Below are 24,700 nucleotides of genomic sequence, written 5' to 3' on the forward strand. Positions count from 1 at the left end.
TTAAATAGTTATACATCCGTCTTGTTTTCTATAATTTATTAAAGCGTATAGTACCGTCACACTGCAAGATCTAAGACCGTTAAACTGTCATTTTAGGATCCTTCACATTCATTGATTATTACGAAGTTGCAGGACTGGCTACGTATATAGTACATGTATAGAATATTTATGAACGTCGTTATAAGATTACTAAATCCCTAGCATTTTTCCTGCCGTATTCATCATAAACTCGACAGTTGACCGATTAAATACATGTTGGTTAACTGCTACTTGAAATAGGTCAAACCATTCCGTTTCTATCACATCTAAAGGTCTTTTGGCTACTAATCTCCAATTTCCTAGCTGATTTCGTTGATACCATGCAAAGCGGATTTCTTCGCGGTTTCTTCGTTTTGAATAAACCCGTTCTATCGCGTGTAATGAATTTCCATCCTTGATACAGCCTTTAGCATAAATATCATAATTTCCATCTTTTTTAATCTCAATTTTGTACACAATCTCAGACAATGAGACTAAGTAATTTTTACAAACAGCGTATACATGTTCAATAAATTCTCCAGGAAATACATTTGTTTGAAGTGCTTTTTCGAATAGTTCACACCACTTATCTTCTACAATAGTTAACGGACTTGGTGTAATCCTCCAATTTCCTTTATTAGTTAGGTGATAATAAGAAAAACGGATTTCAGTTCGATTGTTTTCTTCAGTCACCTCGATGAGTTCAATCGCTTTTAAAAAATCGCCATCTCTGATATTAGCTTGCTCAAGTAATTTTCGATAATTTGTTACTGCTTTCATTTTTGCACCTCCTCATCTTCTCTTATAGTAACATATTCACATGGAATATTATGGTTTGAATAAATGGTGTTCTTGTGGTTATTCATAAATATAGAAAATATTCTTGGTAGTTTATATGAGAAAAAGATTCGCCACAAAAGGCGATGAGGATAAGAAATGATAAGCAAAATAAGGAGCGTTTTTAAGGAACGTTCCATTAAATTTACAAAACAAACGAGTTAAATAATCGAAAATATTCAATTAATCCTTCTTAGATACTGAGAGGAGAGACTTGATTATTAAACCCTTCTTAACAGAGTATGATGAAAATGATGTAATACAAATAGAATATAACTATTCAATATTTTTAAGATGGTTGATGAAAATAGCATACAACAGTGAAAGAGCGAACAAAGAGAAAGTAACTTGGTTTGAAAACAATCTAAGTTATATTTTAGGTGAAAAACATCCAGCAAAATTTTCGGTTTTTGGAGAAATATATGTAGATATGTCCCCATTAGGGATTATTCCGAATCCTGCATTATTAGAAAGGGGAGTGGAGAAGGAAACATAATATAAGAAATTCCAGGGCTCGTTCTTGTTTAGGTTCGGCTCTGCAATGTTTTTATTATTTTTGTGGAAAGACGATATAAATAAAGAATTAAAAAAGCAATTAGAGTTACAGTTTGTAGAAAAATTCCCTTATTCGCTTTTATCAAAGAAGGGAGAGGCAAAACTGTTTAGAGCTACAGCCCCTATAGCATGCATAGCAATTGGATTAGTATATGGATATAAAGCGAGGTTTCTTAATGAAAAGAAAGAAAAAGAAGCTTTAGCGGGCCGCAATTATAAAGAGGTTAGAGCTGATAGTAAGTCTGATTTTCTAGATGATTTTCGTAAGACAGGGAGACTTATGAATGAACATGCAATGCTTCCTGACAATAAAAATATAAAAAGAGAGTTAGATAGGATTTTTTCTAAGGAGTAGGGTTGAAAAGGAAGAAAATAAAATTCCTGCCCCATTTCTGCCCTAAAAGGACTGTTTCATCTATCCTAACAAACTGTTATACATAAGAAACTACCTTGTATGATCCCGAATGGGTTCGAACCAGCGACTTCCACCCTGTCAAGGGAATAGGAAGATGGGGTACATAAGTACTATGTATTTATAACGGTAAGTAAAACAAACTACTTTCTTCCAATTAAAGTTAAAATGATTTTATAGTAGTTTGAAAGATTGGTATCTCAAAGTGGGAGATGCTTGGTATTCAATGTGTGGAAGTTCCGCAGTACTCAACTCACATGAATGAGCCATTTGATGACTTTGAAATTTTATTACTCCAGGATCGAATTAAAACGGACAATCCTTTACTTATTTTTTGTGCAAGTAACGCAAAATAATTACAAACATAAATAATTTAAAAACACCATCTAAACGTAAATCACCGGAGCATATTGATGAGTTTGTTGCCATGTTAATTGGTCATAAAGAAACATTGAATATGATGGAAAATACTATTCCAGATGAAGGTTACGATGAGTATTTAGATGATATTTATAGATGAAACATGAATATTAATTTTTTAACCATTAGTATTGTAAAAATAGACGCTGTTAACAGTGTTGAATTTCTTATTAAACTTATTATGTAATCTAAGAATAAGCAAGTTATACATTGGATTGTGAGTTCTTAAATACAATACTCAAAATATATTTGTAGTGAGAAACGTTTATCATTTAGTTAATTGAAATGGCACAAGGAGGAATATAAATGCCTAATTTGGTCGGTGACTCTAATAATCCAACTGTACCTGCTGTTTTTGGGGAACATACCGCCAGTGAAGGAGTTGGTGTTTTTGGCAGAAGCCAAGGAGGGTATGGGGTCTTGGGTGAGAGTAATGTTAATTCTGGAGTAAGAGCTACAAGCCAAGCTGGAGCTGGTGTCTCTGCCTACAGCGAGAACCATTTTGGTGTTTGGGGGTTAAGTAATAAACACATCGGTATTTTCGCTTTAACCCGATCGGAGTCTAGGCCAGCTCTGATGGCCTATAGTGATACTATAGGAGGAGACATAATCATTGGTACAAGTAGAAATGCCGGCGAGGTCTTCCGGGTTCTAAATAACGGTGACGTCAATGTACGCGGAGTTAATCTTACAAGTGACAAAAACTCTAAGGAAAATTTCTCGAGTGTCGACACGCTTGAGATTCTTGATAAATTAGCAAGCATACCAATCCAGTCTTGGAACTATAAAGATGATACATCTAATGAGCGTCACATTGGCCCGACCGCTCAGGACTTCTATGGCGTCTTTGAACTAAATGAAGAGGATAATAAACATATTTCAACCGTTGATTTACAAGGCGTAGCCTTGGCTGCTATTCAAGGTTTAAATGAAAAACTCAAGGCTGAAAATGATGAGTTACATAAGAAGTTAGCTAACCTCGAGGCACGCCTTTCAGCTCTTGAATTTAAGGGCTAAGTCGAAGAGATTAATTATAAGGACCAAGTCCTTTTTTGATGGAATGTCAACATTGTTATTTAACAGAGATTATTCGAAAAAAATCCTGAAATTCTCAACAAACTGTATATGTGAAAATGAAACTTCTAGAGTTGTAACAGAAAAACTCTAATCGTTATAATAGCGTGTATTTTTAAGTCCTTTATAAGTGCTGGGCACCTAAATCAGGAGAAGAACGTTTTTATGTAAATTTATATATTCGTCAAAATAAGAAACCCAACTTAGAGAAGATGGGTTTTTTTATTATGATACAATGCCTACCTGATGTCCAAAGCTCTTTTTGGCTCTAGGAATATCTGTTAGCACCATCCGCAGTAATAGCAACAATCCAAAAGACTACTTCCACCTTTTGCGCATTCTTTCATACAAGGATCATTTGAAGGGGAAGGGGTACTATGCGAATCTACGTACATCGTTCCAGGATAGGAATAGGGAGAATAAGATGGCTGTGGATTATAAGGTACAGCTTGGTTCATGCCATAAGGTGTATATGCTGTAGGTCTTGTACATTGTAGATACCAAGGTCTTGTTTTATACGGCCAACATATAGGCCGACATTCATATTCGAAACCTGGAGCTCCAGGTGTGCAATCCGCCATACATTGGGCATAGGTATAAGGGACTTTATAACAATCCTGAGGATACAAAGTCAATCACTCCTTATCTTAATCTTGTTTTTCACAATATTATATTTAGCTGTATACTTTTTGGGAAATTGTCTATGCATAATTAATTGTCTAACATGCATAGCAGAGCTTAAATTTAAAATAGGAACAAAACTACTTTAACGGATCCGGAAACGTACGTTAATTGAAAGGCGTTGAGAAATTGGGTTTAAGAGATAGGTTTTCAAATTTTTTATTTAAACAAGCTGAAAAGCGCAGTTTATTCGAAGATATTTTTAATAATACTGTTCGTTTTGGTGGATGGTTTGATGAAGTGATTTATTTGTAATTACAACAAATTAGTTAAGAAAGACTTAAATACAAGTGGTTACTAAAATGGTGTCTTTCTTAAATTGTTCTCATTTAATGTACCTCATGTATCAGTCTTCTTATCTCATTTTTTCTAAGAGTCATCCCAGCTTCAGAAACTGTGTAACGGAAACCAAAGAAACATGAAGCTAATTAATACAGTAAAAGAACAATTAAAAAATATGTTGAGATTATAAAATGGTGCCAAGAAAGGATTGCTCATTTTATGCTTCTACAGTACATACAATAAATTGATGAATTTCTAAAAGCGGAAACATATTCGGAAATTTAGGTTGATGGTGAGTAAAGTGAAGAAGCTTGGTGTTGTGAAAAATTAGAGAGTTTAAAAGGGGACTTTTTATGAAGGATGAACGAGTAGTAACTTGTAATAAAAAAGGAAGTATTGCAGTCGTTACAATTCAAAATCCACCAGTCAACACTTTAAGTTTAGAAGTAGTTCAACAATTAGTAGGTGTATTAGAGAAAATAGAAATTGATAATGATATTTCAGTCGTAATTATAACTGGAAGTGGAGAAAAGGCTTTTGTAGCAGGAGGGAATATAAAAGAATTTCCAGATTGGATAGGTAAAGGTGAAAGATATGCCGAGATGAAATCATTAGAATTGCAACAGCCACTTAATCAACTAGAGAATCTGTCTAAACCGACTATAGCTGCTGTTAATGGGTTAGCGCTAGGTGGTGGATGTGAATTAGCACTTGCTTGTGACTTAAGGATAATAGAAGAACAATCTTTAATTGGATTACCGGAAATTACGTTAGGTTTATTTCCTGGGGCTGGAGGAACCCAACGCTTACCTAGATTAATTGGAGAAGGGAAAGCAAAAGAGATGATGTTCACAGGGAAATCGATTACAGCTAAAGAAGCAAAAGAAATAGGCTTGGTTAACTACATTACCCCTCGAGGAGAGGCGTTAAATAAAGCAAAAGAGATTGCAAGGGATATAAGTAAATTTTCTCTTCCAGCTCTCGCCTATATGAAGGTGGCAATTCGCGAAGGGGCAGCAGTACCTTTACAAGAAGGGCTTGAGATTGAAGCGCGTTACTTTGGAAAAGTATTTCAAACAGAGGATGTGAAGGAGGGGGTAAAGGCATTTATTGAAAAAAGAATGCCGCATTTTACAAATAAATAGAATGGGACGAAAAAAGTTATCCAGGTTTATTCTACACTATGTCAACATAGATGCTGTTTTTAAAGTTATTTATTTGTTTTTCGCAACACCTTTCAGATCTAGTTCGTCTAATAAATAGATTTGTAGTAGCATGTCTATTTCAAAAGTGAAAATAAATAAAAAGGCGGAGGAATAGAATGGAAAATGGTACAAATGAAAAGGAAATAAATCAAACGCCTTTAGTAAGTGTATTAATTCCTACGTTTAATCGTCCACACTACTTTGAAAAAGCTTTATGTAGTGTATTAGAACAAACGTATCCTAATATAGAAATTATAATAGGGGATGATAGTACAAACGAAGAAACAGAGAAAGTGTTACAAAAGTACTTGTATGATCATTCAAATATTATTTATATAAAAAATAAGTCAACTCTTGGACAATTTGAGAACTCACGTATGTTATTTCATAAAGCGAAAGGTGAGTATATAAATTTCTTAATGGATGATGATTTATTTCATGTAAATAAAATTGAAAAAATGATGAAATACTTTTTAAATGACCTAGATAATGAAATTAAGCTTGTAACATCACATCGCCAAGTAATGGATGCAGAAGGAAACCTATTGCCAGACGTTTATGCAACGATGCGTTTATTTTTTACAGATACGATTATAGATGGGCTACAATTAGGAAAAATGGTGATTATGAATCAAAAGAATTATATAGGAGAACCGACAACGGTTTTATTTCGTAAAAGTGATTTAACAGAACCGTATGGTGTATTTGATAAAAGGCGGTATCTTTGCAACGTAGATGTAGCTTCATGGTTATCCTTACTGAGTAAAGGGAAAGCAGTATATATATCGGAGACACTCAGTTACTTTCGATTACATTCAAATCAGCAGTTAAATGAATCTAATAAAATGATGGATGGGTTAGAGGATTTTTCTCATAGTATTATTATAGCTGGAGAAAAATATGGTTTCTTATCCTCCGAAGAGGAGTTAGACAGAGCTATTACAAATTTTCTAGACTATGCAAGAAGAATTGTTCCATCATCCATATTATATTCATTGGACTACTATCAACAAATCAAGCTAAAGAAAATAAATATTGAAAAGAAAAAACAGCGTATGAATATCAACTCGCACCTCCCAAAAGTCAGTATACTAATTCCTGCCTACAATAGACCTCATTACTTAGAATTAGCCCTCAAAAGTGCTTTGAATCAAACCTATGAAAATATTGAAATTATAATTTCTGACGATAGTACAAATGATGAAGTAAAAACAATGATCCAGCCATACTTAAAAGAACATAAATGTATAACATATGTTAAAAATGAAAATCCATTGGTGGCTGAAAATTTTAATCAATGTATAGAGCTTGCTACTGGTGAATATATAAATTTTTTACTAGATGATGATTTATTTCATCTTGAAAAGATTGAGAGAATGATGAAATACTTTTTTGAATTAGAAAACATTGCATTTGTGACGTCGTACCGTGAACTGATTGATGAGAATGGAGAGGTATTACCCCCATCGACATTGAATATGAAAATTGCCATAGAAACTACAATTTTTGAAGGGGAAACACTAGGGAATTATATGTTGAAAAACTTGAAAAACGTAGTTGGAGAACCGACAACGGTTTTGTTTAATCGCAATTTTTTTGGAGGGAAATTTGGTTATTTTAAGGGGAAAGCGTATTCTTCTATTAATGACATTTCAACTTGGTTAGATATGATGAGGAAAGGAAAAGTAGTTTATATAGAGGAACCTCTTAGCTACTTTAGACAACATAGTGGACAAAATCAAAAACAAATGTACTTTATATTAATGACAATTGAAGAATGGATTGAATTAATTACAGATGCACATAATAGTGGGTTTTTAAATACTGAACAAGATTATAAAGAGAGCTTATCTTATTGTTTGGAGAATGCGGGATTTATACTTAAGGATGCAGTAAGAAGTGGAGAACTAGATCAAATTTATAATGAAAAGATAAAAAACGGGTTAATTAAACTAGTTACTCATATATTTGAGAAAAATATTTGTTATTGCCAATATTGCAATCAAGAATTTAAAAGTTTTTCTCCTTGGCCAGCACATTATGATTTTCTAAAATATGAATTTGAGATGTGGAATAAAGATACAGGTATCTGTCCAGTTTGCTATTCAATGGATCGTGACAGGTTGTATCGTGCGTACATTGAAACAGAGACGGATTTGTTAAGTAGGAATTATACTATGCTTCATATTGCACCTGAAGAGAAGGTAAGAGGGTGGCTTAACCAGTTTAAAAACATTACTTATACATGTGGGGATTTAGAACCAAAGGATTCTTTAATGGAGGAAATTGATATTACGAGAATTGCATACGAAGATAATACCTTTGATGTTATTTTATGTAGTCATGTATTAGAACACGTGCCTGACGATGAAAAAGCAATGCGAGAATTATATAGGGTACTAAAGCCAAATGGATGGGGAATTATTCAAGTGCCAATCGTAATGAATGTAGATTTTATTATAGAGGATAAATCTATTGTAACGCCATTATTGAGAAAATTAGCCTTTGGTCAAGAAGATCATGTTAGGATTTATAATCGATCGGGATTTATTCAACGATTAACAGATGCGGGCTTTAAGGTAGAATTGTATAACATAGCTGAGAAACAAGGAATAGAAATTGCTAGGAAATTCGGATTATCTGAAACGGATATGCTCTATATTGTCCGAAAATGATAGAAAGGAATAGATGCATATGGAGAATATTCCTTTTTTACGTGCGTCAATTGTACCTGCAAACGAGTACTTAGATAAATTAGAGCAAATTGATATATCCCACATATATACAAATTATGGACCTATAAATCAACGTTTTGAAGAAACAATTATGTCGGAATTTTTTCAGAACAGGGGAGCAGTTACAACAGTAGCAAACGCAACGCTAGGGTTAATGGCGGCAATTCAATGTAAGAAAAGAAAAAAAGGAAAGTATGCTCTTATGCCTAGTTTTACATTCCCTGCTACGCCATTGGCAGCTATTTGGTGTGGCTTGGAGCCTTATTTTATTGATATTTCATTAGATGATTGGTGTATGGATAAAACGGTACTTTTGGATAAAATTGATGAATTAAAAGAAGAGGTTGCAGTTGTTGTTCCATATGCAACATTCGGATCATGGATGGACTTGAAAGACTATGAAGAATTAGAGAAAAAGGGTGTTCCGGTTGTTGTAGATGCGGCACCAGGGTTTGGATTAATGCATGAGGGTATACATTACGGTCAGAATTTTAGTGGTATGATTGTATATAGCTTTCATGCAACAAAACCTTTCGGAATTGGTGAAGGTGGCATGATATATAGCCATAATGAGGAAGAGATAAATCAAATTAAAAGAATGGGTAATTTTGGATTTGATCATAATCGTGAATGTACGATGATGGGGTTTAACTGTAAAATGACTGAATATGCAGCAGCTATTGGGATTACAACGATAAATAAATGGAATCAAAAAATGCAAGAACGAACTCGTATCTCTGAATGGTATAAACAGTTATTACAAAGTACGGGATTAATAAAAAAAGGCTGGCAAGTTCAAAAGACAAAAGCAGTTATTCATCAATTTATGCCTATTCTCGGTTCAGAAAAAATTAACAATATGCAGATAATAGAAAAGTTGAAAAAGCAAAAGATAGAAGCTAGATCATATTTTTCACCATCTTGTCATCAACAAGATTTCTTTAAAAAATATAAGTCTACAGATTTAACAAATACAAATAAAATAGAAAAACGAATAATTAGTCTACCTTTATGGGAAGGAATGACAAAAGAAATCGTAGAGAAAATTATAATGTGTTTAATGCAGAAGGAGGTTTCCACAGATGAATAGTTTTTATAGTCAAGAAGAATTGAGCGAAATTGGCTTTCTATCTGTCGGGGAAAATGTATTAATAAGTAAAAAAACCAGCATATATAATCCAGGTGCTATATCTGTTGGAAATAATGTAAGAATTGATGACTTTTGCATTTTAAGTGGCAAAATTACAATTGGAAGTTATTCGCATATAGCGGCATATACAGCGTTATTTGGAGGAGAAATGGGAATTGAAATGCATGATTTTGCAAATATTTCATCAAAAACAATTGTATATGCAGCAATTGATGATTTTAGCGGAAATACATTAATGGGACCGACTGTTCCACATCAATATAAAAATGTGAAAGCTGGAAAAGTTATTTTAAAAAAGCATGCCATTGTTGGTGCACATTCTATTATCTTTCCAAATGTAGTAATAGGAGAAGGAGCAGCAGTTGGCGCGATGAGTATGGTAAAAGAAAGTTTAGATGATTGGTATATGTATGTTGGGGTGCCTGTTAGAAAAATAAAAGCTCGTAAAAGAAAGATAGTAGAATTAGAAAATGAATTTTTAAAAAACATCAATTCATGAGTCTTTAAAAGATAACGCTGCAAATTATCTCAAAGAAATAAACAAAGACATGTGTGTATGAGGGGATACTATTCGATTACTAGTAGGTGGCAAAAAGTTATAGAACTTTACGGATAAAATTGTGATTTAAACCATAAATTTGCCGTTTCGGTAAGGTTATGGTTCTTTTTGTTTGTGGAAGAAAACTTATTATAGAGAGCACTACATGTCCATCACCACTAAGAAAGTCTTAAAGTAGACATGAATTCTTAAAAATGATACTACATAATAGTTACAAAATACCTTTGGATCGCTCCTGCTTTATATAAAAATAGTAACATACAATTGTTTATAATCTCCATTGCAAAGGAATAGGATAAGCTATAGAATTTAAAAGTATTTAAATGCCGGATATTGTTTAAAGCATTTTACCTAATATTTAAGAGGAGCATACAATGAATAAAATAAAAAAGTTACTTAAACGTAAAACGACTTGGATAATTTTTATTCTTTTCGTACTTGTTTATGTAAATAACAGTTCTTTTTTTGCAAAGAGAGACGAGGGAAAACCTCTTCTTCTTGCTCACCGAGGACTTTCGCAAACATTTAACATGGAGGGAATTGAGGGGGATACGTGTACAGCAGAACGTATACATGAACCTGAACATTCTTATTTAGAAAATACAATTCCATCTATGGAAGCGGCATTTAAAGCTGGGGCTGACCTAGTAGAGTTGGATGTTCAACCAACTAAAGATAATAATTTTGTCATTTTTCATGATTGGACTCTTGATTGCCGTACTAATGGTAAAGGTGTTACAAGAGATTTTACAACAAAAGAATTACAAGCACTTGATATTGGTTACGGGTATACAGCTGACGGGGGGAAAACATTCCCGTTTCGTGGAAAAGGGATTAATCTTATGCCAACACTTGATGACGTGCTTAACCATTTTCCAGATCGTTCTTTTCTTATTCATATTAAAAGTGATGATGAAAACGAGGGAATCCAATTGGCTACTTACCTCAAGAAACTACCAGCGAAACGCCTTGCTCAACTAACAGTATATGGTGGTGATAAGCCGATTGCTGCGGTAAGAGAGCACATTCCTAGTTTACGAACGATGTCAAAAGCAACCATGAAAAAGGATCTTCTTACTTATATGGCGGTAGGGTGGACTGGTTACATACCTTCAAGCATGAAGCATGGAGAATTACATATACCAGATAAAGTAGCTCCTTTGCTTTGGGGATGGCCTAATCGTTTTCTTAATCGAATGGATAAATCAGATACTCGAATTATCGTTGTAGGAGGAAATGGGCTTGGATTTTCAAGTGGATTTGACTCATCTGAAGATATAAAACGCCTTCCAGATGATTATACAGGTGGAATTTGGACAAATCGCATTGATAAAATAGCACCTCTATTTAGAAAATAAGGGATGACATTAAAAGTGGAATTTTTTCATGTATTTGGCCATTTATATTCTAAAACAAGACCTATTGAAAGTATTGAAGTTTGATCTACTGAAAAAAACCTCTGATTTCATATATATTATGGAAATCAGAGGTTTTTTAATGAACGTAACTTATTTAATTTATATCATAATTTATGGAAGCATATGTAGAATTAATGAATCATAAGTTTGTTATTTCTGAATTAGCTGTAGAGCTTTCATCTGTTCTAAAAGAATTAAATTGTTTTGTTCAATCATCTTTGCCACTGCTTCAAAGTGAGCTTGATTCTCAAGAACCTCAATCTGCTTCTCTTTAGGGAGTGATTGAAGTATTTCTTTTATTTCTTTACACTCATATATGTTATTCTCCGAGTCTTCAATTAATTTATTGCGTCGATTGGTGTATTCAAGTGCACCTAAAGTCGCTAATGCACGAGGATCTAATCCTAGAATTTCCATGTATTCCTCTCCTTTCCTCTACAATAATTCGATAGGGGAAAGGAGATTCCTTTAATGATTTGGTAAAATTGTGAAAGGTGACAATTATGTTAACTTGAATATCTATTACTAACTAATTCTGTATAAAAAATAGCTGCACAAAAGTACAGCTAGCCTTCTTCACAAATTTATATGGCCTTGATGACGAATTGAGAATGAGGTATATAAAGTAATTGAGCTGTTAAGGAAGATGTTGTGTTAGCAAATGGGTATGCTTCCTTATAAAGAAAATTACTATACACTATTTCATTCATTTCATAGGTCGTACACAGTTTTTTTAGGATTTTTTGAGAAATTTTATTTGTACAAGCAGCAATAAAATCATAATCTCTTTTACTTATTTCTTGAATGGCATGTGAAAGCAGGGTAGTGACTATACCACTTCCCATCCAATCTGGATGACAAGCGCCCATATCTAGATAGACCAATTTTTCTTTATCTAAATGAGAAAACTCAATAGATTCTGTCTCTAATGTATCTAAAAGTTGAAAAATAGGTTCCATTTGTGGGCATAGTTCATTCGCTTTATCTGCATCTATTAGTGGCTGGGTTACTTTTTTTGTTAAAAGAACCCCAACAATTTGAAAGTTTTCTATTGCTACAAATGACATAGCTTGAGATACAGCTTGTTTCATCATTTCTTCGCACATTTTGTGAAAAGGAGCAAAAGGAATTTGTAAACTGCTTACAAGAGGTTCATTATTCACAAAAGAATGTGCAAGTAAATGTGCTGCATCTTTCACGTGGTGTGTATCAAGTAGCTCTATATTCATATGTTTTTCCTCTTTCCTGATATAGTGAATAGTAATTAAAAGGATTAAAAATTTTATTTCATTTAGTTAAGTTTAACTATTAAAGCGCTAACAAATATGGTTATGAAACATATGAATGAATCTGTTTAGTAGCAATCGAAATATGTTCATAAAGAAATTCTACGATATCATCTATACATTCAACAGTTGTATATGGAGAGATAGAAAAGAATTTTAATGTAGAAATTGGATTTCTATCATAACTGTTTATTACATCTACTACACAAGAACGAGTTGTATCACCAAAAAATACTTGATCACGATTTTTTCCTAGGTAATTAAATAGTTCTATATTTAATCGGTTTATATCCTCAATTTCTTCCTTTGTTGCAAGGCCTATTCGTTCTTTTCCCCAATTTTCTTGGCCATCTCCATTCAGATAGAAACGGAAAGTTGTAATTGGTCCATATGTAAAATCATTTGTAATTGCGACTTGAGGTAGCGCCTTGCGTAACTTCTCTCTAAATAATAGATTTACACGAATATAATTTGCTAATAATTTTTGATATCCTTCAATTCCAAAGGCTAATAGATTGATATACATCGGAATAGCACTACCAGCACGTGAACATTCTAATGTATAGCCTGTATGATAACTCCCATATGATCTATTACCAAGATAAGGTGTATCATCTTGTTCAATGTCCATCAGTTGTAAATCAGTATGATTTTTTACGATTAGAATACTTGAAGCATAAGGTGTTTGTCCTAATTTATGAAAATCAAAACATACACTGTCTGCAAGGGACATATATTGCATTTTATCTTGTACGTATTGTAAGGCATTTTTCACATTAGGTTCAAATGCGAGTGGATTTTCTTCGAAACTATAATTATTAAAGAAACTATAGAATCCGCCCATTGCAGAATCCGCATGGATATAAATAGGTTTTAATTTATATTTTTTCTGTATTGTTTCAGCACTCTCTTTAATTTTTTTTATATCATCAATGGTAAAAGTATCTGTTGACCCCATAGTAGCTAGAATATAAAGGGGGATACCGCCATTTTTAATAACTTGTATCATTTTATTCTCTAAATCTTCTATATCCATAGAGTTTGTATAAGGATCAGTTTTCACTTTTATTAAGTGATTTGAACCAATGCCAGTTGCTTCAGCTGACTTTAATAAACTATAATGTGCATTTTCAGAAGCAAAGCAATATACATTTTGTGGAGCACCATGTTCTTTTGCTGATGGGAATTGTTTAGAAATTGCTAAGCGCAAACTCGAAAACACGCATCCTTGTCCACCCCATGTTGTATAGCCGCCGCTGTTATGTGGATTATAGCCTATCAGTTTTGAAAGCATGGATACCACTTTTACTTCTGCTTCAGCTGCCCCTGGACCATATACATCCCAAACACCATTACCATTTAAAAGAGACATGGTTATTACACCTAATAGTGAAGGTATACTTGGTAGTGGTACAGCGTTAGACAAGTAATTTTTATTTGGATAAGGATGACCATCCATAAATTGGTTTAGCTCTTCTATAACCTCAGACATAGTGATTCCAGCTAGTGGTATATGACTTTGGTGAATCAAGCTATTATAGTATCCTTCTGATTTTTCCTCACATTTACCTAAAGTAGCTCGCTCTTCATTTTTTAATCGGTCAAGATTTTTGATTATTTTCTGCATAGATTCTAATAAAAGTTGTTGCTTTTCTTCATTTCCGTCAACGCTCGGAAATAGCTTTAAAATATCTTGCATGCAGTCACTTCTCCTTGTGAAAAACTGGATTTTTATTTTACTTGGTTAAACATAAAGGTATAATAATTTGTAATTGCCCTTTCGAATACTTAGAAATGAGGAGCTATTTAGAAAAAAATGTAATTCCATAGAAGATTATATGAACTATGGAATTTAAAGTAAAGAAAAATTTTTTGATTTATTTTAAAAAAAGTAATTGTGAGATAATGAAGTTTCTAAAAATATTTCTGAATTAATTGTTTATTTGGTTTGCAGGTTGTCCTAGTATGAATTCAACTAGTGTAGTAGATATTTTAATATAATGTAGAACGTATTATAAGGTAGTTGAATAAAAGGGTTCAACTACTTTATAAACTGTAGAAATTGTTGGGAAAAGATAAAAAAATCGGGTGGAAGTGCTTAAAGTCTAGATGCTCATATTCCATATAAAAAGTGAGATGAAGAAATATGAATGTTCAAAGAATTCAAGAAAACATTGATAAGTTAAATTACTGGGATGCGTGGGTTACTAAATTAGAATGCAATTATATTGGTGATGAAGTGATTTTGATTTTTAATGATGGGGATAATGATGTAACTCTTCAATTCAATGGTTGCTATAAAATAGATTTCAAACATAGCATGGGATATGTAAAAGAAAAACCAATAAAAATTTTTACATATGAGCAGTTACCATATTTTCTTCATGATATTAAGATTGGTGAGATAGAAAAAGAGGGATTGAAATTATATACCTGTAAAGTAACTATGCCTCCTATGGATTTAGAAATATGGTATAAGGATATAAAATGTAAAAAAACGTAAAAATTAACTATTTCTACATTTTTTGTACATAACACTTAAATGAAAAACCTGTTTTTTGAAAAAGTTGAAGGATCAAGGTTTATTATCAACGGGGGAAGGGGTAGACGTCTAAAGAAAGAGCGAAAATTTATATATTGATAATATATAAATGTATAAATGTTTACTTGAATAGTTTTTCATAATAAAACATGTAGTAGTTAATACAAGAAGAACCTCGATACGTTAAGTTTGGGTTGATCAGATGTTATTGAATTCAAAGAAGCTAAAGTATGAAAGATGTAATTTATTTTTGCTTCTATATTTATTATAATTTAATCCATATAGAAAAGTAGCTGCAAAGTGCAACTACTTTTTTAACAAAACCATTATTATGCACATAACCTCTTTAGCGTAAACTAGCGCTTAATGGTACTTGAGAATAAACTGTGAAATTGTTACCATAAGTACCGTGTTTAGAAAATGAGGAAGAAATTGAACTGTTCCAACTTTTGTAGGTAGATCCAGATGTATCTGTTCTTAGAAGTACGTTTGAAAAGCTAGCCTGGCTAAAAGAATTACGTCCAGTATCTTCCACGCCATGAACCATTTTTACTGGTTCGTATTGAGAAAATGAGCCATATACAGGCTGATTTGCATATCTAGGGCTTCCATTTACATACATAGTAACCGTACCATTTCCGTTATTAATTATTTTAAGATTTACTCGATCACCATCTTTAATTGATGTATCATATTGTGTGTTCCAATACTTACTGTTTTGACCTGATTCATTATATCCGGAATTAAGAAATACTTTATATCCACTTGATGTTTTTGAAATACCGCCTTCAACTTTAGATGCTCCAATACCTAAATACCAATTCACATATCCATCTTTGACAACAACTGATTTTGGTAGATTTATATCAGCTGCAATACCGGTATAGTTGCCATTTGTAACACTTTTTACAGCACCTTCTGTAGCTGCAAAACTTGTAGTTGAAAACATTGATAGAGAAATTAGAAGTGAACCGACTAGATACATCATTTTTTTCTTACTTTTCCTTAACACTTGATTCATTTTAAATCCCCCTTATTTTTAATTATTAAAGTGTATTGAAAGTTGGCCAACTAACTACGACTTACAACTCAAAGATACATTAGGTTTAATTTAATGTATATATTTTCCTGTCATAAGTCATTGAAATGTCAAACATATTAGATATTTTATATTTATCAATATAGGAGGAGTTGACAGAATAAAGTGTAATATTTGTTTGAAATTAAGTAGGTTTTGTTAAAACTACGATTAAAGCTTATAAATGTGTTGGGTATAATATGTATTACGATTCATTTAGGGGAGATAGATATGGGAGGAATACAGTAGATTTTTCAAAAGATATATCTGAAATTTTGAGAAATAAAATAAAAACAAATGAAATAAATTAAATTAAATGTTTGTGTTAAAGAATTTATTGGAATAGTTCGTAGATGAAGGGAAATATATGATTTAAAGGTCGTGGAATTCCTATGTAAAAAGAAGAAAGGGGGTCCAGCTATGGAAAAAACAAGCTCAAAGTTAGATAATGCAGCTATTGAAGGGATTATAGAGGCATTAAAAGATGAAAATGAATGTTTACGTATGGAAATCGATTATTTGAAAAAGTTAAAGGCCTTAGTTCAAAAAGAGAAGAGATTACAGTCCTTTCCGAACGAGAAAGCCCTTCGCCTTTAGGTATCCAAAGGGTGGGTATCATTTTGCGATCTTGTAATCTAGCTAATACATTGTAAGCATAATAAATGATTATAGAATTATGATTTTTCTAAGAAGTAGATTTAAATCTTATTAATTAGAAGTATAGATACGAGCATCCCATATTTGGTGATAGGATGCTCGTATTTTATCATTTTAGCCAAGAAGACTCCTTCCTCAAGGAACGCGAAGTGAGTGGGGGAAGGTCAAGTATAGAAAATCTCGTCTACTTTTAGTATATCTTCCTACGTATAAGTATAGTAATGTGAATAGCCCGAAACAAAACTGTTTCGGACTAGGGATTCAATATTCATTTGTTAAAAGGTTGAATTTTCTGATTTTTTAAAGCGAGAAAAATGTATTACATTAATCAATAGATACTTCTACAGAGACACTAGGTACTGTTGGTGCTGGTGTATCTCCACCATTAGTAGAAGATTGTTGAGGTGCATGTAAACTATTCATGCTATATGCTAATGCACCTATTACTACCATACTTAATACAATTTTTTTTATTTTTTTCATCACTTTAACGCTCCTTTTTTCAAATGTTTCTTACCAGCATTACTGCTAATGTAGAAATATTTGCTCGCCTTAACATGGTTATCTGTCTCATAAAATTGAATTGCTAAAATCTCTGCATATTCTTTTACACAATCCCACATTTCTTCTTTTTCAAAATAAGAAATTGCATCAGCAACTACTGTTTCTAGTTTCATTCTAGGTAATTCTGTGAGTAGTTCATTTAAAACTGCGAAACGGTGCTTATATTCCTCATTTCCTGCTTCATTCGTATAGTTTATTCCTTGCTTGATATATGCTTTAGCTGTTTCAATGCCTTCTAATTTATAATATGCTCTTGCTAAGACAAATAATGCTTTAAAATGATGCGGTATTTTATTTATAATTTCAGAACTCTGTCGGATCGCCAATGGATATAAATCTTGAATATTATATAACCAGCCTAAATTGTAACGTGCTCTTAATAATAAATGTTCCTCATCATACTTATTAAAAACATCAATAACCGTATTGAGACATTCTTCCGCTTTTTCAAATTCTCTTAGATCTATACAGGCTAAACCATATACATTGTCGCATAAAGCAGTATTAATTTCATATCCTACATGGTTCAAATATATTTTTTTGGCGTTTACTACATGTTGAATCGCTTCAAATGGTTGATAAGATTGATAACAGTAAGTTGAAAATCTATACTCAAACTCGGCCTTTTCTAATTCATCAGGTATATCAATTAAAAGCCCTTCCGCTTTTTCATAGTGTGTTTTCGCTTCAGTATAATTTGCTATAATTGTAAAGTGGATTGCCTTAAAGAAATGATAATAATAAGCTAAAAATAAAAAATCCTCTTCGATATTAGGGAGTTTTTCTATATTTTTAAAGGAATCTTTTGTAATACTCACTCCATCTACCAAGACTTTATATCTGAAATCCAGTAGTGAGTAATAAAATGATAAATATGGATCAGTTTCTATTACTTTTAAACTTTCCTTTACTTGTAGATATGTTTGTTTTGCTTCTTTTACATGATATAAACGAATTTTTTCATACCATTCATTTAATAATTCCATCAGTTGCTTATTACTTTTTTCTTGAACAGTCATAATATCCCCCTTTTCTCTGTAAAGGCTTAATCTGATAATAACAGGAAATAGATAGTTTATATTTAACTACAATTTTTTTCATGAATAATAAGAATATTCTGAATAATTAAGTCATCCTTATTCTGTTGATATAGTCAATTTGTTTTAAAACAGACCGTCTGTAATAGGCGGTCTGTTGTTTGTTATAGTTGGTGACTGTTATTCTTTTACTCATCTCATATTATATTTAGTTTAAGAATTGAGAATAGAAGAATAGGATTAGAAAAATTAATGTTTTGCCAAATAATTTATTGAATAGACTTAAAGGGATAAACAGCTCTCCTATGGTAAGGCTTTTGAGTTTATTCCTGTTTGGGTTTTTTAACAATTCTTTAAATGTTCGAAAGTTTATTTTATTAACGAAAGACCAACTTGGCATAGTTTTTGTATCTGAATCTATTTTGAAAATGATATGAATACTATGTGTATGAAAGCCGCCTATACTTAAAATAAGCATAAATCCTAAAATAATGAACCAAGTCATTTTCTAGCACCTCCTTCAGTATTTAATATTAAGATATTAATAACGTTGAGGAAGTGTGCTATTGTCCATGAAAAATATTGAGAAATTGTTGAGGGAACGTTGAGAATGTTGCAATGAGATTGATCGTAGTGCATTTAATTATGCTTGTCCTGTTATTTTTGTGAAAAAAGGAAAAGAGAACAGTTGCGTAGACTGTTCTCTTAAGGAGCGGAAGCGCTGAACATTTTTCAATGACAATGATTCAAGCCTTCCAATTATAGTGTGTGCAAATAGTTACAATTCATACAAAGAGGCAGCTGTAAAAAATAATTTCCTTGCCTTAGGGAGAATTCAAGAAAATCAGAAATTTATTATGGATTTAGATTAAATGATGCCAACCTATTTGTAGTAAAGGAAGGGCTAATTTGAGTTAGGGAAATATACATCTATCATTTAATTACAAATTACCCAAAAATGAAATCTATCTGATGGTCTTAATGTATAAAATGCCATTACGTTATGAATGATTCATTTTTTACGCATTATTAATTTTTACACCAAAACCAAGGGATTTTATTGAGAAGTTGCATTAACTAAATTTTTACAAACGTAAATTTTATCACAATTAATGGAAAAAGAGAAGGGGGGGAAAAATACCCCTCCTCTTTTAGTTTGTTATATATTAATATTTGGATTGTTGATGAAATGGGTTACAGAAGATTTTAATACAATGTCACAAGATATTTCTAATTTTAAGCACTCCCCTTATACATCTAGATTTTATTAATAAACCAATAAATAACTTTTTAAATAAAAGTAGTTTGTTTATGATTAGATGTTACTTTTTTAGTTTTGAATTGGCTCTTATAAGAGTTAAAAGAAAGGAGATAAATTACTGATACAAAAATAAAAATTTATAAATATATAAATAAAATAAATGTTAATTCGAGAGTGTTGGTATGAATATGGGCATTGATGGAATAAAAAATGAGATGCAAAGCTCTAATTATTCTTTAACGATACTGTAACTTTACATTTAAAGATCAATATGAAATATAGAAGGCTAATTAAGTTTTAACAAAAAACTTGTGAAAATAACGTCTATATTTGTAAATACGATAGGTTCATATTAATTATTAACTTATATATAGTGAAGAAATATTACAATGAAAGAGTGAGGTTTTTTAATAATGAATATATTAATAATAAATGGTTATCAGAAGCATGATTTTAGTAAAGGGGATTTGAATTTTTCATTAGTCAATGTGTATTTAAATCATTTAAGAAGTAAGCATAATATTCAATTAAGTAGTGTTATGAATTACAATGTTATGGAGGAAAGAAATAAATTTTTATGGGCAGATCTGATTATTTATCAATTCCCTATCTATTGGTTCTCTGTACCAGGTAAACTAAAGTTATATATGGATGAGGTATTCGAATATAACCAATTTTATAGTTTCGCAGAAAAATATGGTGCTGGTGGATTAATGAAAGGAAAAAGTTATATTTTATCTACAACTTGGAATGCACCTAAGCATGCATTTAAAACAGAGGGAGAATTTTTTGGAAATAAAGATGTAGACGATGTGCTTCTTCCAATCCATAAAACGATGCAATTCTGTGGATTTACTAAACGTAAGTCGATTTCATTCCATAATGTAGTTAAGGATCCTCAGTATAAAGAATTTGAAAATCAACTAATTGAATACATTAAGGTAGAATTATAATGTTGTGCGTTATTAATTTGAAAAGCAAGATGGATATCGACATGCAAGAAAAGTTTTGTGAACAAGTCCCAGCATACGGGTCTAAACATAATATATTAATTGCCCCTACGTTGCCTATTAAGAATAACAAGTATTCAGCTGAAATTATAAGTCAAAATATCTCTATAAAAAAAAGAATAGTGGGGGAGATTTCCCCCAATGTTTTAAAAAAATTAGGGATAAACTATACAATGGTGGGTCATTTAGAAAGACGTAAAGCATTGAATGAAGATATTTCCATTATAAAACAAAGATTAGAAAATGCTTTGGATCATAATATTGTACCCATACTTTGTATCGGTATTACCAACAACCCTACAGAAATTGTTGAGGAATTGAATAGTATCCTTAAGAATGTCTTTTTAGACAATAAAAAAGTAATTATTGCATATGAATGTATAGAATCTACGATCAAAGGTATTAAATGCTACAATGAGTATGAAATTATGTGTATTTTTAAAGAAATTAAACGATGTATGGATGAGTTAAAACGTTCTAACTTTAATTTTGAATACCAATGTCTGTTTGGTGGCTGTGTAGGATTAGAAGAAGCTGAAATGGCTAAAAACATAGGGTTTGATGGTATTTTGATAGGAGATAGATATTCTTATTTTGATCCTATTAATGAAATGATAAAGGTATGGAGCAATGAGTAACTACCGGAAAGATATAATTAATCATAAAGAAAAAGTAAGCAATAATATAAAGCGGTGTATAGATGAACTCTATATGCGACAATTGTATCATGATAACGATAAGATAACGAATGATATCATTTTTAATTCATATGATCAATACAATGACGAGTTAAGAAAAAAAGATTTTCATTCAAAAGAATATAAGGAATTTTTAAATACAAAATTAGGTAAAGCTATTGAAATTCATTCACAAAACCGACATCATTTTAATTCAATGCAGTGCAAAACTAACTTTTCAATAGATTTAATTGATATATTGGAACTAATTTGTGATGTGAAGGCTGCTATTGAACGTGATGGGGAATTAACTCAAGAAGAGGTTCTGAAACTTTTACAAAATGCTCTAATTAATATTCGCAATTTACCAAGCATTAATGACTTAATCGGTAATACCATTAACAATTTATTTAGTGAAATAGGAGATTACGAATGCAAAAAGTAGCCTTAGTTACAGGTGGTTCAAAAGGAATTGGTTCAAGTGTCGTTGAAAAATTAGCAGAAGATGGTTACTTGGTAATTTTACACTATTTTCAGAGTGAAGAATCGGCAAGGACACTACAAAAACATATAAATTCACTTAATTATGCAGGAAATGTAGTTTGTATGAAGGCGAATTTATGTGATGAATTGGAAGTTATCGAGCTTATAAGTAACATTATTGAAAAATATAAAAAAATAGATATACTAGTAAATAATGCGGGTATAACAAAAGATAACTTGATTGTAAGAATGACCAAATCAGATTTTGATTTGGTCATGGATACTAATTTAACAAGCGTCTTTATAACGTCTAAATTAGCTGCAAAGGTGATGATTAAACAAAGGCAGGGTAAAATTATAAATATGAGCTCTGTTTCAGGATTATCAGGAAATGCAGGACAAACTAATTATTCAGCTTCAAAAGCCGGAATAATTGGTTTTACCAAGGCATTAGCAAAAGAGTTAGGTAAAAAAAATATTCAAGTAAATGCTGTTGCACCAGGTTTCATTATTAGTGATATGACAGATAGTTTACCAGAAAATATTCGTGATGAATATTTGAAACAAATACCTTTAAATAGGTTTGGATCAAAACAAGATGTCGCGGAAATGGTCGCCTTTTTAGCATCTAAAAAAAGTGATTATATAACAGGACAAGTTTTCACTGTTGATGGCGGATTGAATATGTAAATATTAGGAGATGTAAATTATGAAAAATATTTTAGTAACAGGTGGAGCTGGATATATTGGTTCTCATACAGTAACAGAATTGATAAATCATGGTTATAATGTAGTTGTTGCAGATGATTTGAGTTCAGGTAGCAAAGATGCAATTGATTCTAGGGCAAAATTTTATGAATTAGATGTTACAAATCAAGATGACTTTTCTCGAATTTTTGAAAATGAAACGATTGACGCTGTATTACATTGTGCAGGTAAAATTATTGTGAGCGAAAGCATGGAAAAACCATTCGAATATTATGAAGCTAATGTTACAGGATTACAGAAAGTATTAGAAATATTAGTTAAATATAAGATTGAAAGAATAATGTTCTCATCTACCGCATCTGTATATGGAGATAATTGTTTTGATAGTAAAGCTACTGAAGAAACACCAGTGGCAGCTATCAATCCTTATGCGGAAACTAAGTATGCAGGTGAAAGATTAATTCATTGGACAGCTTCTCGTTATAATATGCGATATGTTATTTTTAGATATTTCAATGTAGCTGGCGCGTCATTAGATGCTTCAAATGGTTTAAGAGTTAAAAATCCTACACATATTATTCCGAATGCTAATAAGACAATTCTAGGTGAAAATGATGTTTTACAAATTTTCGGTCAAGACTATGATACAAAAGATGGAACATGCATTAGAGATTATATTCATGTTTTAGATTTAGCTAGAGCCCATGTTATGGGGATGGATTATCTTTTTGCTGGACATCCTTCTGATTTATTTAACATCGGTACCGAAAAGGGATTTTCAGTTACGGAGATTGCTCAAGCAGTTGAGAGAGTGACAGATACAAAATTAAATTACACTTATGTTGGACGACGTGAAGGGGACCCTGCAAGTGTGTTAGCTGATTGTACAAAAGTAAGAAACAAGCTAAATTGGGAGCCTAAGTATACCTTGGATGATATTATTCTCTCAGATTATAACTGGAGAAAAAATAAATAAGAGTAAAAAAGGTTTGTTTTGTAATTTTCATGCAAAACTTGATAAACTATCCACAGTAAATTGCCCTCAAAAGTAAATTATAATTGTCTAGAAGCAATTACAATTTATTTTGAAAGAGTAGCTTACAAGTTATATGGGATATTTTGAATTGTGTTAGGATGCTTCAAATTTCAGTATGCTAAGATAACACGGATTATTAAGGCATGAGAAAGTCAAAAAATTCTTTAGAACAACTTTTTTATTTAGGATTTTTAGTTTGAGTTATAAAAAAATCAATTGTAGTTCCTCCTAAATCTTTTTTGATCTAGAAGGAACTACAATTGATAATCACAACAATTCCTAACTACATGAACAATAAAGTGATTGTTCTATTAATGCTTTAAGAGTAGGGAGTAACTTATAATTAATACGATGAGATTAGATTGCTCAGAAGTCTTATTACAAAAACTTTCAAATGAAATTCTTTATTTTAATTTCTTGTTTATCATCTGTATTTGTTTTTTTATTGTTTCAATAGATTTATATAGTATTGTCGCAATCTGGTTTTTGTTTAAACCTTGTTCTTTTAGCTTATATACTTCACGTTCCGAGGGAGTTAGCACTTTTATTTTTCTTTCAGTCTTAATTTCATTAATAAGTACAGTTGAGACATCAGAATGAAGACTGACCTTACTACAATTAGCTTCTCTGATAACTTTGGGAATATCTCTATAAGATAATTTGGTGACGTAATTAATAGCCCCTTTATCAAAGGCTTCAAGTATAATTTCTTTTTCATCCCATGATGTTAATATTATAATTTTTTTTAATCCTCTGTTGTATAATTCGTTTGCAACCTCAAGTCCACTTAAGTTTTCATCATTTTCTGAAAGTGTTAAATCTAATAAAACTACATCAATATCATTACAAGATACTTGAAAAGCTTCTTCTTTCGTATATATTTGTTTAACAATAATAATATCACTTTCTTTTCCTATATAATTACATAAGCATTTCATCCAAACTGGATCGTCTTCTACAATCATTAACCTAATATTGCTCATAAGTTGTTCGCTCCTATTGATTTAAAATTATA

Annotated in this window: 25 protein-coding genes; 16 read left to right on the forward strand and 9 right to left on the reverse strand. The window is 31.6% G+C overall.

Features of this window, described 5'->3' with window-relative positions; genetic code table 11:
* Positions 1-189 precede the first annotated feature (189 nt).
* Positions 190-798 (reverse strand): hypothetical protein, encoded by a 609-nt coding sequence (locus ACTFRM_RS20050; protein ID WP_325851788.1) that lies wholly within the window; start codon positions 796-798, stop codon positions 190-192.
* Between the two features lie 271 nt (positions 799-1,069).
* Here ACTFRM_RS20050 and ACTFRM_RS20055 point away from each other — a divergent pair, with 271 nt between their 5' ends.
* The 9 genes from ACTFRM_RS20055 to ACTFRM_RS20095 all read left to right on the forward strand — a co-directional run bounded on the left by ACTFRM_RS20055 (position 1,070) and on the right by ACTFRM_RS20095 (position 11,286).
* Positions 1,070-1,351, forward strand: a complete 282-nt coding sequence (locus ACTFRM_RS20055) for a hypothetical protein (protein ID WP_000584503.1) — start codon at positions 1,070-1,072, stop codon at positions 1,349-1,351.
* Between the two features lie 45 nt (positions 1,352-1,396).
* Positions 1,397-1,765 carry a hypothetical protein gene (locus ACTFRM_RS20060; RefSeq protein ID WP_440043525.1) on the forward strand — a complete coding sequence of 123 codons (369 nt, stop codon included), beginning with the start codon at positions 1,397-1,399 and terminating at the stop codon, positions 1,763-1,765.
* A 783-nt stretch (positions 1,766-2,548) separates the two neighbouring features.
* Positions 2,549-3,259: a tail fiber domain-containing protein gene (locus ACTFRM_RS20065; protein ID WP_002183074.1), complete on the forward strand. Its 711-nt coding sequence runs from the start codon at positions 2,549-2,551 to the stop codon at positions 3,257-3,259.
* A gap of 849 nt (positions 3,260-4,108) precedes the next feature.
* On the forward strand, positions 4,109-4,252 hold the full coding sequence (locus ACTFRM_RS20070) for a hypothetical protein (RefSeq protein WP_325851796.1): 144 nt from the start codon (positions 4,109-4,111) through the stop codon (positions 4,250-4,252).
* Between the two features lie 380 nt (positions 4,253-4,632).
* Positions 4,633-5,424 (forward strand): enoyl-CoA hydratase, encoded by a 792-nt coding sequence (locus tag ACTFRM_RS20075; protein ID WP_440043527.1) that lies wholly within the window; start codon positions 4,633-4,635, stop codon positions 5,422-5,424.
* A gap of 176 nt (positions 5,425-5,600) precedes the next feature.
* A complete protein-coding gene (locus ACTFRM_RS20080; protein ID WP_440043528.1) occupies positions 5,601-8,159 on the forward strand; it encodes a glycosyltransferase in 2,559 nt (852 codons plus the stop codon).
* Between the two features lie 19 nt (positions 8,160-8,178).
* Complete coding sequence (locus tag ACTFRM_RS20085; RefSeq protein ID WP_000427936.1) at positions 8,179-9,309, forward strand: aminotransferase class I/II-fold pyridoxal phosphate-dependent enzyme; 1,131 nt, start codon at positions 8,179-8,181, stop codon at positions 9,307-9,309.
* Positions 9,302-9,868, forward strand: a complete 567-nt coding sequence (locus tag ACTFRM_RS20090) for an acyltransferase (RefSeq protein ID WP_001084199.1) — start codon at positions 9,302-9,304, stop codon at positions 9,866-9,868. The genes ACTFRM_RS20085 and ACTFRM_RS20090 overlap by 8 nt, the downstream gene beginning before the upstream one ends.
* A gap of 434 nt (positions 9,869-10,302) precedes the next feature.
* Positions 10,303-11,286 carry a glycerophosphodiester phosphodiesterase family protein gene (locus tag ACTFRM_RS20095; protein WP_400589666.1) on the forward strand — a complete coding sequence of 328 codons (984 nt, stop codon included), beginning with the start codon at positions 10,303-10,305 and terminating at the stop codon, positions 11,284-11,286.
* Positions 11,287-11,496: 210 nt separating this feature from the next.
* On the opposite strand, the gene ACTFRM_RS20100 is transcribed toward ACTFRM_RS20095, so the two are convergent.
* The 3 genes from ACTFRM_RS20100 to ACTFRM_RS20110 form a co-directional block, all read right to left on the reverse strand.
* Positions 11,497-11,763, reverse strand: coding sequence for a hypothetical protein (locus tag ACTFRM_RS20100; RefSeq protein WP_000404243.1), 267 nt, complete (start codon positions 11,761-11,763; stop codon positions 11,497-11,499).
* Positions 11,764-11,930: 167 nt separating this feature from the next.
* Complete coding sequence (locus ACTFRM_RS20105; RefSeq protein WP_001019436.1) at positions 11,931-12,575, reverse strand: hypothetical protein; 645 nt, start codon at positions 12,573-12,575, stop codon at positions 11,931-11,933.
* A gap of 100 nt (positions 12,576-12,675) precedes the next feature.
* Positions 12,676-14,331, reverse strand: a complete 1,656-nt coding sequence (locus ACTFRM_RS20110; RefSeq protein ID WP_001152310.1) for a pyridoxal phosphate-dependent decarboxylase family protein — start codon at positions 14,329-14,331, stop codon at positions 12,676-12,678.
* A 447-nt stretch (positions 14,332-14,778) separates the two neighbouring features.
* Here ACTFRM_RS20110 and ACTFRM_RS20115 point away from each other — a divergent pair, with 447 nt between their 5' ends.
* Entirely contained in the window at positions 14,779-15,135 is a 357-nt protein-coding gene (locus tag ACTFRM_RS20115) for a hypothetical protein (RefSeq protein ID WP_440043529.1), read from the forward strand.
* Between the two features lie 385 nt (positions 15,136-15,520).
* On the opposite strand, the gene ACTFRM_RS20120 is transcribed toward ACTFRM_RS20115, so the two are convergent.
* Positions 15,521-16,195 (reverse strand): hypothetical protein, encoded by a 675-nt coding sequence (locus ACTFRM_RS20120; RefSeq protein WP_001077582.1) that lies wholly within the window; start codon positions 16,193-16,195, stop codon positions 15,521-15,523.
* Between the two features lie 477 nt (positions 16,196-16,672).
* Here ACTFRM_RS20120 and ACTFRM_RS20125 point away from each other — a divergent pair, with 477 nt between their 5' ends.
* A complete protein-coding gene (locus ACTFRM_RS20125) occupies positions 16,673-16,849 on the forward strand; it encodes a hypothetical protein (RefSeq protein WP_440043530.1) in 177 nt (58 codons plus the stop codon).
* 384 nt (positions 16,850-17,233) lie between these two features.
* On the opposite strand, the gene ACTFRM_RS20130 is transcribed toward ACTFRM_RS20125, so the two are convergent.
* The 3 genes from ACTFRM_RS20130 to ACTFRM_RS20140 all read right to left on the reverse strand — a co-directional run bounded on the left by ACTFRM_RS20130 (position 17,234) and on the right by ACTFRM_RS20140 (position 19,015).
* Positions 17,234-17,392 carry a Phr family secreted Rap phosphatase inhibitor gene (locus tag ACTFRM_RS20130; RefSeq protein WP_000721349.1) on the reverse strand — a complete coding sequence of 53 codons (159 nt, stop codon included), beginning with the start codon at positions 17,390-17,392 and terminating at the stop codon, positions 17,234-17,236.
* Entirely contained in the window at positions 17,392-18,492 is a 1,101-nt protein-coding gene (locus ACTFRM_RS20135; protein WP_000217997.1) for a hypothetical protein, read from the reverse strand. Before ACTFRM_RS20135 ends, ACTFRM_RS20130 begins: the two co-directional genes overlap by 1 nt.
* A 226-nt stretch (positions 18,493-18,718) precedes the next feature.
* On the reverse strand, positions 18,719-19,015 hold the full coding sequence (locus ACTFRM_RS20140) for a hypothetical protein (protein ID WP_000219739.1): 297 nt from the start codon (positions 19,013-19,015) through the stop codon (positions 18,719-18,721).
* Positions 19,016-20,184: 1,169 nt separating this feature from the next.
* Here ACTFRM_RS20140 and ACTFRM_RS20145 point away from each other — a divergent pair.
* Genes ACTFRM_RS20145 through galE form a run of 5 tightly spaced genes read left to right on the forward strand, consistent with a single transcriptional unit; the run spans position 20,185 to position 23,625 of the window.
* On the forward strand, positions 20,185-20,724 hold the full coding sequence (locus tag ACTFRM_RS20145; protein WP_001023223.1) for an NAD(P)H-dependent oxidoreductase: 540 nt from the start codon (positions 20,185-20,187) through the stop codon (positions 20,722-20,724).
* The gene (locus tag ACTFRM_RS20150) at positions 20,724-21,419 is read left to right on the forward strand and encodes a triose-phosphate isomerase (RefSeq protein WP_000882812.1); all 696 of its coding nucleotides are present in this window, start codon (positions 20,724-20,726) and stop codon (positions 21,417-21,419) included. Before ACTFRM_RS20145 ends, ACTFRM_RS20150 begins: the two co-directional genes overlap by 1 nt.
* Positions 21,412-21,903, forward strand: coding sequence for a DUF5662 family protein (locus tag ACTFRM_RS20155; RefSeq protein WP_000073903.1), 492 nt, complete (start codon positions 21,412-21,414; stop codon positions 21,901-21,903). The genes ACTFRM_RS20150 and ACTFRM_RS20155 overlap by 8 nt, the downstream gene beginning before the upstream one ends.
* Positions 21,891-22,631, forward strand: coding sequence for a 3-oxoacyl-[acyl-carrier-protein] reductase (gene fabG, locus ACTFRM_RS20160; RefSeq protein ID WP_173600880.1), 741 nt, complete (start codon positions 21,891-21,893; stop codon positions 22,629-22,631). Before ACTFRM_RS20155 ends, fabG begins: the two co-directional genes overlap by 13 nt.
* Before the next feature lie 19 nt (positions 22,632-22,650).
* A complete protein-coding gene (gene galE, locus ACTFRM_RS20165; protein WP_000789915.1) occupies positions 22,651-23,625 on the forward strand; it encodes a UDP-glucose 4-epimerase GalE in 975 nt (324 codons plus the stop codon).
* A 464-nt stretch (positions 23,626-24,089) separates the two neighbouring features.
* Here the strand turns inward: galE and ACTFRM_RS20170 are convergent, their stop codons facing one another.
* Entirely contained in the window at positions 24,090-24,668 is a 579-nt protein-coding gene (locus ACTFRM_RS20170) for a response regulator transcription factor (protein WP_440043531.1), read from the reverse strand.
* Positions 24,669-24,700: the final 32 nt, after the last annotated feature.

The sequence above is a fragment of the Bacillus cereus group sp. MYBK227-1 genome (assembly GCF_051916325.1).
GTDB classification, from domain to species: Bacteria; Bacillota; Bacilli; order Bacillales; family Bacillaceae_G; genus Bacillus_A; species Bacillus_A cereus.